Source organism: Rugamonas sp. GW822-FHT03B10, assembly GCF_058801745.1.
On the sequence record NZ_JBXANP010000003.1, the window covers coordinates 171070 to 184529 of the forward strand.

Consider the following 13460-nt stretch of genomic DNA (forward strand, 5'->3'; position numbering starts at 1 on the left):
TCCATGCCTTATTCCTTCACCCTCCCGAACATGCGTGCCGAGGCGGCCGGCCTGTGGCGCCTGGCCTGGCCCGTGCTGGTCGGGCAACTGGCGTCGGTGGGCATGGGCGTGGCCGACGTGGCCATGACCGGCCACGCCAGCGCCGACGAACTGGCCGCCGTGTCGCTGGGCGCGTCGGTCTGGTCGATCGTGATCGTCACCGTGATGGGCATCATGATGGCCATCAACAGCATCGTGGCGCACGATGTGGGCGGCAACGAGCTGGGCAAGATTCCGCACGCCGTGCGCCAGTCGCTGTGGATGGCGCTGGGCGTGGGCGTGGTGGCGGCGGCGCTGATCAACCTGGCCACGCTGCTGTTCGACCACCTGTACCTGACGCCGCACGTGCAGGCGCAGGCGTCGCGCTTCGTGCACGTGATCAGCATCGGCCTGCCCGCGTTCGCCGCCTACCGCGCGCTGTACGGCTACAGCGCCAGCATCAACCAAACCAAGCCGGTGATGGTGATCGCCATCCTGGGACTGTGCTTCAACGTGGTGGTCAACTGGCTGCTGATCTTCGGCAACCTGGGTTTCCCGGCGCTGGGCGGCGTGGGCTGCGCCGTGGCCACCGGCCTGTGCATGTGGCTGATGCTGGGCACCATGCTGGTCTGGATGCGCCTCTCTCCCGCCTACCGTCCCACCTTCCCGTTCACGCACTGGGACTGGCCGCACTGGCCGGAAATCCGCTACATGCTGAAACTCGGCCTGCCGATCGGCATCACCTATTTCGCGGAAGTGAGCGTGTTCGGCTCGGTCAGCCTGCTGATCGCGCGCTACGGCGTGGTGCAGGTGTCGGCCCACCAGATCGCGCTCAACTTCGCCTCGCTGGTGTTCATGGTGCCGCTCAGTTTCGGCATCGGCCTGATCACGCGCGTGGGCCACGCGGTGGGCGAAGGCAATCCCGAACGGGCCCGCTTCGCCGCTTGGGTGGGGGTGGCCATGTCGCTGTCGTTCGCCATCCTGTCGGCCCTGTTCATCCTGGTGTTTCGCCAGCGGATCGCGCAAGCCTACACGTCCGATCCGCAAGTGCAGCAACTGTGCGCCCACCTGCTGCTGTACGCGGCCCTGTTCCAGCTGTCCGACGCCACCCAGGTGGCCACCTCATCCGCCATCCGCGGCTACAAGGTGACGCGCTCGCCGATGCTGATCCAGCTGCTGTCGTTCTGGGGCTTCGCGCTGCCGCTCGGCTACGTGCTGGGCATGGCGCCGCAGGAGCTGTCGTGGGCGCCGGCCGCGCCGATGGCGGCCGACGGGTTCTGGATCGGCCTGGTGCTGGGGCTGACCATCGCCGCGGTGCTGCTGAGCTGGTCGCTGAACCGCCTGTCGCTGCAGCGCGTGCGCCAGGCCGCGCGCGGCGTCCCCGTCAGCGCCGCCACGGGCCGCGAGGCGCTGCACTGATCGCGGTCGCCGGCGGCCGCGCGCGCCAACGCCGGCCGCCCGGCCCGCTGGCTCGCTATCGCCGCCGTACTCTGGTATCTTCTTGCGCTAAGCCAATCACCATGAGACTCCCATGCGTTTTATCCTGTGCTTCCTCGCCGCCCTCGCAGCCGTGCCGGCCACCGCCGAACAGCTGACGCTGGACCGCATCCACGCCGATCCGGCGTTGAGCGGGCCCGCCGTGCGCAACCTGAAAGTGTCGCCCGACGGCGCCCGTGTCACCTTCCTGCGCGGCCGCGCCGACAACCAGTTCCAGCTCGACCTGTGGGAATACAACCTGAAGGACAAGAGCGCGCACCGGCTGGTCGATTCCAAGATCCTCGTGCCCGAGGAGAACCTGTCGGCCGCCGAGAAGGCGCGCCGCGAGCGCGAGCGCGTGGCCAGCCTGAAGGGCATCCTCAACTACAGCTGGTCGCCCGACGGCAAGCAATTGCTGGTGCCCATCGCCGGCAACCTGTACCTGATCGACGTGAACCAGCCGGACCAGCCGCGCCTGGTCGCCTCCGGCAATGTGTTCGATCCCAAGATTTCGCCACGCGGCCGCTACGTGTCGTTCGTGCGCGACCAGAACCTGTTCGTGATCGACCTGGCCACGGGCAAGCTGAACCAGCTGACCACCGACGGCGGCGGCACCATCCACAACGGCGAAGCGGAATTCGTGGCGCAGGAGGAAATGGGCCAGACCACCGGCTACTACTGGGCGCCCGACGACAGCGCCATCGCCTACAAGCACTACGACGAATCGCCGGTGCCGGTGGCGCGCCGCTTCGAAATCTTCGCCGACCGCACCGACGTGGTCGAGCAGCGCTACCCGGCCGCCGGCGATCCCAACGTGCTGGTGCAGCTGCGGATCGTGTCGCCGGCCACGGGCGAGCAGCGCAACGTGGACCTGGGCCCCAACCCGGACATCTACCTGGTGCGCGCCGACTGGAGCGCGAGCGCCAAGGCCCTGCTGTTCCAGCGCCAGAGCCGCGACCAGAAGACGCTGGAGCTGGTGTCGGTGGACGCGGCCACGCTGGCCCAGCGCGTGCTGGTGACGGAGACCTCGCGCACCTGGGTCGGCATCCATGACGACCTGCGCTTCCTGGCCAACGACGCCGGTTTCATCTGGTCGTCCGAACGCAGCGGCCGCAACCACCTGTACCTGTACGACATGGACGGCAAGCTGCGGCACGCCATTTCCAGCGGCAACTGGGGCATCGACAACCTGCTGGCCGTCGATGAGAAAGCGGGCAAGGTCTACGTGTCGTCCAACCGCGACGCCGTGATCGACCGCCAGACCTACGCGCTGGCCCTGGACGGCAGCACGGCCGACCACCCGCAGCGCATCACCCAGGCCGACGGCTGGCACGACGCCGCCTTCGCCCGCAACGGCGAGGTGTTCGTCGACACCTGGTCGGATCCGGACACGCCGCCGCAGGTGAGCATCCGCCATGCGGACGGCAGCATGGTGGCCTGGCTCGAGCACAACGAGCTGAACGCCCAACATCCCTACGCGCGCTACAAATCGGCCCACCTGCACACCGAGTACGGCACGCTCAAGGCCAGGGATGGCCAGACGCTGTACTACTCGCTGCTCAAGCCGGCCAACTTCAACCAGTTCAAGAAGTACCCGGTGTTCCTGTCCACCTACGGCGGCCCGCACGCGCAGCACGTGGCGCGCAAGTGGGGCAACCTGTTCGACCAGTACATGGCGCAGCAGGGCTTCATCGTGTTCCGGCTCGACAACCGCGGCTCGTTCCGGCGCGAGCGCGCGTTCACGGACGCCATCTACCGCCAGCTGGGCAAGGTCGAGGTGGAGGACCAGCTGACCGGCATCGCCTGGCTGGGCCAGCAAAGCTATGTGGATAGCAAGCGCATCGGCGTGTTCGGCTGGAGCTACGGCGGCTTCATGACGCTGCGCCTGCTGGCGGCCGCGTCGGACAAGATCGCGCTGGGCGTGTCGGTGGCGCCGGTGACGGACTGGTCGCTGTACGACACCCACTACACGGAACAGTTCATGAGCACGCCCAAGGACAACGCCGACGGCTACCGCGACAGCGGCGTGTACGCGCACCTGGATGGCCTGAAATCGCCGCTGCTGCTGATGCACGGCATGGCCGACGACAACGTGCTGTTCACCAACACCACGCGCATGATCGACGCGCTGGTCAACCGCAATGTGCACTTTGAACTGATGACCTATCCGGGCGGCAAACACGGCATGTCCAGCCGTGCCCAGCAGCGCCACGTGTACGGCAACATCGAAGCGTTCTTCAAGAAGCACCTGCAAAACGGCAAATAAGCCGCCGCGCCCGGCCAGGCCCGTTCTGGCCGGGCGGCAATCCCTTGCCGCCCTCCCGCCCCGTCCGGGCAAGCCCATCAGACATGCAATTTGATAGCCCACAAATGCCGTTGTGGCCATCCCATCAATAATGCGGACTGCGGGACGATTCCGCCCCGCCTTGTTCATTGTCTGGAGGAATTATGGCTATCGACGTATATCTGCACATAGACGGCATCCGCGGCGAATCGGCGGACGAACGGCACAAGGACTGGATCGAATGCAAGTCGGTGAACTGGGCCGTGTCCCAGCCCAAGTCCGCCACCGCCTCGACCGGCGGCGGCCACACGGCCGAACGCTGCGAGCACCAGGACATCGTGCTGTCCAAGCTGGCCGACCTGTCCTCGCCCATCCTGCTGCAAACCTGCGCGTCCGGCAAGACCATCCCGAAAGCGAAGTTCGAGTTCATGCGCGCCGACGGCCAGGGCGAGCGCGTCAAGTATTACGAGATCGAACTGGAGAACGTGCTGATCGGCGCCGTCACCCCCAGCGTCGAGGAAGGCGACATCCTGGGCGAGAGCGTGGCGCTCAAGTTCTCCAAGGTCAAATGGCGCTACATGCAGCAGAAGATCACCGGCGGGGCCGGCGGCAACACGGCCGGCGGCTGGGATCTGTCCACCAACCGCATCGCCGCCTGAGCGCGGCGTCCTGATGTGCGAACAGCCGCGGGCGCGGCTGTTTTCTTTATGCGGGGGCCAAGCTTATTGGCGGTTGCCGCGGTCCTTCACCATGTCTTCCGCCGCCTGGCGGGCATCACCCAAGCCCTTCTCCAGCTTGCCCTCGGCCTGTTTGTTCAAGCCCTTGACCTGCTGCTGGGTACTGCCGACCAGTTTGCCGGCTTCCTCCTGGATCTTGCCGCCGACTTCCTTGGCTTTCCCTTTGACCTGGTCCTTGTTCATCGCGCACTCCTTGGTTGTGGATGGGAGCAAAACGCACGTGCCCGTGTGTTTGCGGTCCCCATGCTATGCCCGCCATGCGGCCCACTCCGTGCGCTGGCGTACAGAAACGGGCAATTCCTCAGGATGCGGGTTTGCGCCACACGCTGGCCAGCCATGGCTGCTGTTCGCGTGGCAGACCGGGCGGGCGGTAGTAGTGCTCGACGGCGACGAAGCCAGCCGCCGTCAGGCGCCGTTCCCAGGTCGGGTAATCGTAGTAACTGCCGTAGCGGGGGCCGTTCCAGCCTTCCTCGTTGTGGCCGCGCGGGTTGGAACTGAACAGCACGCCGCCCGGTTTGAGCGCGTCGTGCAAGATGCGCAGCACGGCCGGCAGCGCGGCGCCGGGCACGTGGAACAGGGAGGCGTTGGCGTAGATGCCGTCGAAATAGCCGGCCGGCAGATCGAGCGCGAGAAAGTCTTGCTGCCACACGGTGCAGCCGCTCCATTCGCGCGCCATCCGCGCGAAGCGGGGACAGCCATCGACGCCGGTCGCTTCATGGCCCAGCTCGGTGAAAGTCTTGAGGTCGCGCCCCGGCCCGCAGCCGAGGTCGAGGATGCGCAACGGCGCGGGGGCGGTGATGGCGCGCAACAACGCATCGATGTTCTGGCTGACATCGTGGTCGATCGTGCCGGCGAAGAACTGCTCGGCCGTGCGCTCGTAATGCGCCAGCGTGCGCTGCGTGATCTGCTCCAGTTGCGCGCGCTGCGCCGCTTCGTCTTCCATGCCGTCCCCGTCGCCACGGGCGCCACACCGCGTGGCGCCCTGCCCCATCACTTTACCAGACCTGGATTTACCACACCCGCACCCGCTGCTCCGGCGCCAGGTACAGCGTCTGGCCCGGCTGCACGTTGAAGGCCTTGTACCACGCGTCGATATTGCGCACGGTGGCCGTGCGCCACTTCTCGGGCGCGTGGCCATCGGTCAGGATGGCGCGGCGCAACACGGCGTCGCGCTCCTTCTCGCGCCAGCTCATCGCGTAGCCGGTGAAGAACTGCTGGTCGGCGTCGGCCACCGGCGCCTTGCCGGCCAGCGAGGCGCGGTAGGCATCGTGGGCCGCCGCCAGGCCGGCCAGGTCGGCCAGGTTTTCGCTCAGCGTCTGCTGGCCGTTGATGGCCAGATCGGGGAAGGGTTTGTAGGCCGAATACTGGGCCGCCAGCGCCGCCGAGGCCTGCTTGAAGTGGGCGCCGTCGGCCGGGGTCCACCAGTCGCGCAGCAAGCCCTTGGCGTCGAACTGCGCGCCCTGGTCGTCGAAGCTGTGGCTGATCTCGTGGCCGATGGTGGCGCCGATGCCGCCGTAGTTCATGGCGTCGCTGGCGTTCGGGTCGAAGTATGGCGGCTGCAGGATGGCGGCCGGGAAGTTGATCGCGTTCTGCATCGGCATGTTGACGGCGTTCACCAACTGGGCCGGCATGCACCACTCGGCGCGGTCCACCGGCTGCTTGAGCTTGGCCAGCTGGCGGCGCGTCTCGGCCAGTTCGGCGCGCTGCAGATTACCGAGCGCATCGCCCGGCGTCACCTGCAGGCTGTCGTAGCTGGCCCATTTTTCCGGATAGCCGACGCCCACGTACAGGCTCTTGAGCTTGGCGTGCGCTTCCTGTTTGGTGGCGGGCGCCATCCAGTCCAGCTGGTCGATGCGCGCGTGGAAGGCGTCGACGATCTTGACCACCATCTGCTGCAGGCGCTGCTTCGATTCGGGGGGGAAGTACTTGGCCACGTAGATCTTGCCCAGCGCATCGGGCATGGCCTCGTTGACGGCGGCCAGGCTGCGCTTCCAGCGCACGGCCTGCTGCGGCGTGCCGTTCAGGGTGCGGCCATAGAAGTCGAAATGCTGGTCGGCCAGGGCCTTGGGCAAGGCGATGGACGCGTGGTTGATGCGGTGGAAGGCGAGGAAGTCCTTCCACGTCTCCAGCGGCATGGTCTGCACCAGCTTGGCCGCACCGGTGATGGCAGTTGGATGCCAGACGATGAACTTCTGCTGGCCGGCCAGGCCCGCGCTCTGGAAATACGCCTTCCAGTCCATGCCCGGCGCCTTGCGCGCGAAGTCGGCCGCCTGCCACTGGTTGTTGGCTTTCAGGACGTCGGACGAGTCCTCGCGGTTGGCGTGCGACTGGGCGATCTTGCGCTCCAGGTCGAACACGCGGGCCGCGCGCGCGTCCGCGTCATCGACCCCGGCCAGGCGGAACGTGGCGGCGATGTGGGCCAGGTATTTGCCGCGCAGCGCCGTCATCGAGGGCGTGTCGTCCAGGTAGTAGGCGCGGTCGGGCATGCCCAGGCCGCCTTGCAGCAGATACGGCGTGTAATGGGTGGCGTCCGTCAGCCCCTGGGCCACCCACAGCCCGAACAGGTTCTCGGTGAAGAAATTGGTGGCGTTGAGCGGATCGACGTCGGCCCGCAGCGTGGCGCCCAGCGCGCGCGTGAGGGCGGCCTTGTCCTTGATGGCGGCGATGTCCTTGAGCTGGGCTCGCAGCGGCGCCAGGCCGCGCGCCTCGATGCCCGCCTCATCCATGAAGCTGCGGTAGTAGGCCACGATCTTCTTCGCCTCGGCGCTGGCGGCCGGGTCGGCGGCCAGGCCATCGATCAGCTTGACGATGCGCGCGTTGGTGTCCTCCACCAGCGCCGCCCCCACGCCCCAGTTGCTGCGGTCGGCGGGAATCTCGACCGATTTCAGCCATTCACCATTGACGTAGTCGAAGAAGTCGTCGCCGGGCAGCGTGGCGGGCGCGGCGGTGTTGGCGACGGCGGCGACGGGCGCCGTGTCGTCCGGCGCGGCGTGGGCCTGGGCCTGCGCGAACGTGGCGCAGAACGTGGCACCAAACGTGGCGCCTAACACTGCCAGGCTGAGGGCGGTCTTGCGGGCGGCGCGGTGCAGCGGTCGGGAGTGAGCTTGCATGGTTGTCCTTTTATCGTGGATCTGGATGTGGGATTGGCGTGATGGGCCAGCATGCACTGTAGCGCCAACCCGCCGCGCGCACGCGGGCGATGCGACGAACTGCAGGATCGCCGGCATGGATGGTAAAAAAACACGGCCTCGAACTCTTGGTCCATCGGCAGAAAAGATACGCTAGAGCATCAAAATTTCTTTTTTGATCGCGGGAATCGCTATATAGTTCACTGATAGCAACGCGAAACCAACGAGGAGAAGAAAATGAAGCTTGATGCCCTGTTCCAGAATCCGACTGCGTTGCCCACCGCGCCCAAGGTCGTGGAAGAGCTGATCAGCAGTTTTGACAAGGCCAGCGTCTCGACCGAAGAGATCGCCAAAAAATTGTCCACGGATCCTGTGCTGAGCGCCAAGCTGCTGCGCCTGGCCAACTCGGCCTACTACCACGTGTCGCGCAGCATCGGCACGGTGGAGGACGCGGTGCTGATGCTGGGCTTCGTGACCGTGCGCACGCTGGTCATCAGTTCCGGCCTGGTGAGCGGATTCAAGACCGTGCCCGGCCTGGAGCTCAAACAATTCTGGCGCTACAGCCTGCACACGGCCGTCTCGGCCAAATGGATCGCCAAGCAGACCGGCGAGAACACCGACCTCGCCTTCACCATCGGCATGATGCACGCCATCGGCCAACTGGTGATCCACTCGGCCATGCCGGAGCAGGCGCTGGCGCTGGACAAGGTGGCCGGCCCGATGGACGCGCGCCGCCTCGACGCGGAACTGGCCTCGCTCGGCTACACCTTCGCCGACGTGGGCGCGGAACTGGCCCGCCGCTGGAAATTCCCCAACACGTTCTCGGAAACCATCAGCGCCTTCCCCGACCCGCTCAACCACACCCCGCCCAACCGTCTGGCCGCCGTGGTGAACCTGGCCGCATGGCGCGCACGGGTCGAGCAGAACAAGCTGAGCGAGGATGAAATCGCCGCCTGCTACCCGACCGAGATGGCCGAGGCCCTGGGCCTGGACGACGGCGATCTGATCGACAAGATGCCGTCGCCCGATGAACTGAGCGCCGGCCTGGAAGAATTGATCAAGTAAGCAAAACAACAACATCGCCAGCGCGATCGTCAGCGGCCGCCGCCCGTTTTTTGGGCAGGCGGCCGTTTTTCATGGCGCCCCGCCCCCGCTTTTGAAAATATTTTCGATTTTTCGCAAAATATTTTCGAAAAACCCTAAAGTTCTTCCCGCAGCCGACGTTACCCAAGACAAGCGGTAGTCTTTTTCCACTTTTCAGGGCGCGCCATGACCTCCTCCGAAGTCCTCTCGATGTACGAAAATATTGCCGGACTGAGCAACCAGATGGTGGCCGCCGCCCGCATGAGCGACTGGGACAGCCTGAGCCGCCTGGAAAGCCAGTGCGCGACCGCCGCCCGCCCCGCCGCCAGCGACGTGCCGGCCCTGAGCGGCGCACCGCGCCAGCGCAAGATCGACCTGCTCAAGCAGATCCTCGCCAACGACCGCGCCATCCGCGACGTGACGGAACCATGGATGAACCAGATGCCCGGCATGAGCGCGCCACGCCAGTAAGCGTTCTTGCGTAAATTGAAATAAAGCGCCTGCGGGCGCTTTTTTTATTGCCAGCCGCGAAATAGCCGGCACTAAAAAAGAAAGCCCGGCATCGAGCCGGGCTTTCTCAGGAATTGGTGGAGAGCGAACACCAGGTATCTCCTGGCGTCGCCCCGCTTCCGGTTGCCTCCGGAGTCCGCGCATACATTGTCGTCGCGCAGACCGCTTCCAAGCCAAGTCGTTTCATCAACGCTCATTCTGGGTGCGCGCCACACTATCGTTGGTGACTGCGCCAGATCATGGCCTGTTTATTTGTAGCATTGAAACTACGGGTTTAGTATAGCCCAGTTCTCCAGCGCGTGCATACACCGCCCATACTTTCGCTATTGAGCTTGATCTAGAGCATCTTTTTCCGGCTGGGCCTCGTCGACGACGGGTTCCTCGCCCTTCTTGCGGCGCCAGCCCTGCCAGATTTTCAGCGGCGCGCGCGCGGTGCCGCCCTGCTTGCGGCGGCGCAGCCAGTAATAGCCGCCGCCGGCCAGCGCCAGCAACAGGGCGCCGCCGCCGACCATGGTCGTCACGTCCGGCCCCGTCTCCACCGGCGGCTCCTTTTTGTACTTGAGCTTGGTCGAGGCGGGACGGCTGGCGCCGGGCCTCGGTGGCACATGGGCGCGCGCCGGTCTGGCGTCGGGCGCGGGTTTGCCCTCAACCGTGGTTTTGGCGCCGGGCGCCGGCCTGCCGTCGGAGGCGGCCTTGCCGTCCAGCGCGGTCTGCAGCACTTTGACTTTGGCTTCCAGCGCCACCAGCTTTTCCGTCAGGGCCGCGCTGCGGCGGTCGAGCACCACGCATTCCCTGGCATTGGGGCGGGCGGTCTGCGGCGCACAGGCGGCCTCGGACTGTCCGTGAACGGCTGGCGGCACGGCCGGCACGTGGCGCCGGATGCTCGACGCGACGGCGCCGGCGTGGCCATCGGCCATCGCGCCGTTATCGGCCACGTCGGCCACCCCGGCCGCGGTGGCCGGATGCGGCGTGCGGATGGGGACGGCAGCTGCGGCGGCCGGACGGGGGGGGCGTGCCCTGGCCGCCCGCAATGCCGCTTCGGCCGCCGCGTCCAGTTCCGCCAGAGAAGCGCCAGCCGGCTGCGCAACGGGCGCGGCCACCACTGGCGCCGGCGGGGGCGCCGGATGGGGATCTGCTTGCAGCCACAGCGTGGCGGCCCGCACGTCATAGTGACCCGGCACGCCCAGCTCCAGGAACAGGTGGACGTAGTTGGCGTCGACAGGCTTGAGCGTGGTGATGTGCAGGAACTGGCGCTGGTCGCGCCGCACCACGGACAGGTGCACGCTCGCCAGCGCGGGGTTCATGGTGATGCTGGCCCCCTGGTAGACATCGGCCGGCGCCAGCCGCACCTGCAAGCCAGCCGCCTCGTCCGGCGTGAGCGACACCAGTTCGATGTCGGCCGCCAGCTGCTGACCAATGTATGAGCGCACGCTCGCCTCCCCCAGTTCGGCCGCGCGGACGGCCGGCGCCAGCGACGCCGCACAGGCGAGCGCGCACAGGGTGGAAACGAGTCGGGGTTTGCGCTGCGTGTTCAAGTCGGTCATGGCCTATGCTGGTGTGTAATGACTATAACGGCTGAATTCCGCCGATTTGTAGCCCTGCATCAATTTTCCCATTCCGCGCTACACTTTGGCCATCCCCCTCTACACGGAGCACGCCATGAACAGCCGCACCGAACGAGACAGCTTTGGCCCCATCGACGTGCCGGCCGACCAGCTGTGGGGCGCCCAGACCCAGCGCTCGCTTGAGCATTTCCGCATCTCCAGCGAACGCATGCCGCCCGAGCTGATCGCGGCGCTGGCCAGCGTCAAGCGGGCCGCCGCCCGCGTCAACGTGGCGCTGGGCCAGCTGGAACCGGCCAAGGCCGACGCCATCGTGGCCGCCGCCGACGAAGTGCTGGCCGGCCGCCACGGCGCCGAATTCCCGCTGGCCGTGTGGCAGACGGGCTCGGGCACCCAGACCAATATGAACATGAACGAAGTGCTGGCCAACCGCGGCTCCGAACTGATGGGCGGCGAGCGCGGCGAGCGCCGCCTGCTGCACCCGAACGACGACGTGAACCGGGGCCAGTCGTCGAACGACATCTTCCCCACCGCCATCCACGTAGCGGCGGCGCAGGCGCTGGCGCATGCCGTGCAACCGGCCCTGCGCCAGCTGCGCGCCACGCTGGACGCCAAGGCCACCGCCTTCGACGGCATCGTCAAGATCGGCCGCACCCATTTGCAGGACGCCACCCCGCTGACGCTGGGCCAGGAATTTTCCGGCTACGTGGCCCAGCTCGACCACGCGGCGCACGCCATCGACGCCGCCCTGCCCGGCCTGCTGCAACTGGCGGCCGGCGGCACGGCCGTGGGCACCGGGCTGAACGCCCATCCCGAATACGCGGTGCGCATCGCGGCCGAACTGGCGCAGACGCTGGGCCTGCCGTTCCGCACGGCCGGCAACAAATTCGCGGCGCTGGCCGGCCACGAGGCGCTGGTGTCGGCCCATGGTGCGCTCAAGACGTTGGCCACGGCCTTGATGAAGATCGCCAACGACGTGCGCTGGATGGCGTCCGGCCCGCGCTCCGGCCTGGGCGAGCTCACCATTCCGGAGAATGAACCGGGCAGCTCCATCATGCCGGGCAAGGTCAATCCCACGCAGTGCGAGGCGCTCACCATGCTGTGCTGCCAGGTGTTCGGCAACGATGTGGCGATCACGCTCGGTGGCGCGTCGGGCAATTTCGAGTTGAATGTGTACAAGCCGCTGATCGCGCACAATTTCCTGCAAAGCGCGCGTTTGCTGGCCGACGGCATGGCCAGCTTCGACCACCATTGCGCGCGCGGCATCGAACCGCACCGGGAGCGCATCGCCGAGCTGATGGAGCGCTCGCTGATGCTGGTGACGGCGCTGGCGCCCCACATCGGCTACGATCGCGCGGCGCAGATCGCCAAGCAGGCCCAGCACGAGGGGACCACGCTCAGGCAAGCCGCGCTGGCCCTCGGCTACGTGACGGCCGCGCAGTTCGACCAGTGGATCGTGCCGCTGGAGATGACGCGCGCGGGCGCCGCCGGATGACGGTGCGCTAGAACCCGCGCACGTAGCGCAGGCCCAGCATCCAGTCCGGTTTGGCCGTGGCGTCGTGGCCGGGGTTGACGCGCAACATCATGGCGCCCGTCACCCGGCCCTGGCGCGCGTCCGGCCCCACGCCCGTGCTGTAGGTCATTTCCAGGTCGCGTTCGGTGGCCGTCGGGTGCAGGTTCAGCGGCTGGGTCACATCGCCGAGCGCGCCCGTCAGCGGCGATTGCAGGGCCGGGCCGCCCAGCGCCATGGCGCCCGAGCGCACCTTGGCCGGCATCGAGAAGGTCAGGCCGAAACGGTCATCGCGGCGCCACAAGTGCTTGGTCGAATAGCCGAAGCTGTAGGCCACGGTGCGCACTTCCGACACCTGCGCCAGCAGGCTGTCGGTCGTGCCCAGCCCGGCCGTGCGGCCGGACGAGGCCATCGCCACCAGCGAACTGGACGGCGACAGCGCGTAGCCGACCGACAGCGACGTGAACGTGGTGGTGGGATTGGTGGTGAAGGCCAGCGCCTGCACCAGCTGACTGCCGAGCATGGAGCCGTTCTCGCGCAGCACGCCCACGCTGACGATGCCCACGGCCCGACCCATCTTCTGCTCGAATTCGGCGCTGCTGAGGAAGCGCTTGCTGCGGTCGTTGATGGCCTGGCCGAACGGGTCGGCCAGCACGGGGCCCTGGCCCGACAAGGCGCCGAAGCGCAGCCGTCCGCCGTCGCCGGCGACCACGCTGACGCCGGCATGGCTGGCGTCGCGCACCATGCCGTAGTAAGGCGGGTTGAAGCGGTCGGTGGCGGCGATTTCCAGCGGCGTCAACCCGGATGCTTCAAGCCCGAAGAACTGGCCGCTCATGCCGCCCGCCCCCACGCCCACCGTCGTGCCGCGCGCGTCGCGCCGCGACGCCGCCACCGCGCTACCGTCGCTCAGGTAGCGCAACGACAAGCCATCGCCCTCGCGCTCGCGCAACGCCGCCTGGCGGTCCATGGTGGCGAACCACTGCGCCGACGTGCCCCATTGCAGCACGGGCGGCAACGTGGCGCGGGCGGTGTCCGATGGGGGGAAATTGACCGTGTCCGGTTCCGCGGACCATGCCGGCCCACTGGCCAGCAATATGGCGGTGAACGGGACGGCAAGCGCGAACGGTTTCATGATACTTCTCGCTGACGAGC

The 13460-nt window shown here is 67.1% G+C and carries 11 protein-coding genes; 6 read left to right on the top strand and 5 right to left on the bottom strand.

What is annotated here, in order from left to right; translation table 11 throughout:
* Positions 1–3 precede the first annotated feature (3 nt).
* The 3 genes from AC1RQG_RS06710 to AC1RQG_RS06720 all read left to right on the top strand — a co-directional run bounded on the left by AC1RQG_RS06710 (position 4) and on the right by AC1RQG_RS06720 (position 4437).
* On the top strand, positions 4–1437 hold the full coding sequence (locus AC1RQG_RS06710; protein WP_493129588.1) for an MATE family efflux transporter: 1434 nt from the start codon (positions 4–6) through the stop codon (positions 1435–1437).
* Between the two features lie 112 nt (positions 1438–1549).
* Positions 1550–3760 carry a S9 family peptidase gene (locus AC1RQG_RS06715; protein WP_493129590.1) on the top strand — a complete coding sequence of 737 codons (2211 nt, stop codon included), beginning with the start codon at positions 1550–1552 and terminating at the stop codon, positions 3758–3760.
* A gap of 182 nt (positions 3761–3942) precedes the next feature.
* Positions 3943–4437 (top strand): Hcp family type VI secretion system effector, encoded by a 495-nt coding sequence (locus AC1RQG_RS06720; protein ID WP_493129592.1) that lies wholly within the window; start codon positions 3943–3945, stop codon positions 4435–4437.
* Between the two features lie 63 nt (positions 4438–4500).
* On the opposite strand, the gene AC1RQG_RS06725 is transcribed toward AC1RQG_RS06720, so the two are convergent.
* The 3 genes from AC1RQG_RS06725 to AC1RQG_RS06735 all read right to left on the bottom strand — a co-directional run bounded on the left by AC1RQG_RS06725 (position 4501) and on the right by AC1RQG_RS06735 (position 7625).
* Complete coding sequence (locus tag AC1RQG_RS06725) at positions 4501–4698, bottom strand: CsbD family protein (RefSeq protein WP_493129594.1); 198 nt, start codon at positions 4696–4698, stop codon at positions 4501–4503.
* 118 nt (positions 4699–4816) lie between these two features.
* Positions 4817–5458, bottom strand: a complete 642-nt coding sequence (locus AC1RQG_RS06730; protein ID WP_493129596.1) for a class I SAM-dependent methyltransferase — start codon at positions 5456–5458, stop codon at positions 4817–4819.
* 67 nt (positions 5459–5525) lie between these two features.
* Positions 5526–7625: a M13 family metallopeptidase gene (locus AC1RQG_RS06735; RefSeq protein WP_493129598.1), complete on the bottom strand. Its 2100-nt coding sequence runs from the start codon at positions 7623–7625 to the stop codon at positions 5526–5528.
* A gap of 255 nt (positions 7626–7880) precedes the next feature.
* On the opposite strand from AC1RQG_RS06735, the gene AC1RQG_RS06740 reads away from it, so the two are divergent.
* Together AC1RQG_RS06740 and AC1RQG_RS06745 are read left to right on the top strand one after the other, a co-directional pair.
* Positions 7881–8708 (top strand): HDOD domain-containing protein, encoded by an 828-nt coding sequence (locus AC1RQG_RS06740; protein WP_493129600.1) that lies wholly within the window; start codon positions 7881–7883, stop codon positions 8706–8708.
* Positions 8709–8912: 204 nt separating this feature from the next.
* On the top strand, positions 8913–9197 hold the full coding sequence (locus AC1RQG_RS06745; RefSeq protein ID WP_493129602.1) for a flagellar protein FliT: 285 nt from the start codon (positions 8913–8915) through the stop codon (positions 9195–9197).
* A 362-nt stretch (positions 9198–9559) separates the two neighbouring features.
* On the opposite strand, the gene AC1RQG_RS06750 is transcribed toward AC1RQG_RS06745, so the two are convergent.
* Entirely contained in the window at positions 9560–10780 is a 1221-nt protein-coding gene (locus AC1RQG_RS06750; protein ID WP_493129604.1) for a type IV pilus assembly protein FimV, read from the bottom strand.
* 115 nt (positions 10781–10895) lie between these two features.
* On the opposite strand from AC1RQG_RS06750, the gene fumC reads away from it, so the two are divergent.
* Positions 10896–12293, top strand: coding sequence for a class II fumarate hydratase (gene fumC, locus AC1RQG_RS06755; RefSeq protein ID WP_493129606.1), 1398 nt, complete (start codon positions 10896–10898; stop codon positions 12291–12293).
* 7 nt (positions 12294–12300) lie between these two features.
* On the opposite strand, the gene AC1RQG_RS06760 is transcribed toward fumC, so the two are convergent.
* Positions 12301–13440, bottom strand: a complete 1140-nt coding sequence (locus AC1RQG_RS06760) for a hypothetical protein (RefSeq protein WP_493129608.1) — start codon at positions 13438–13440, stop codon at positions 12301–12303.
* Between the last annotated feature and the right edge of the window lie 20 nt (positions 13441–13460).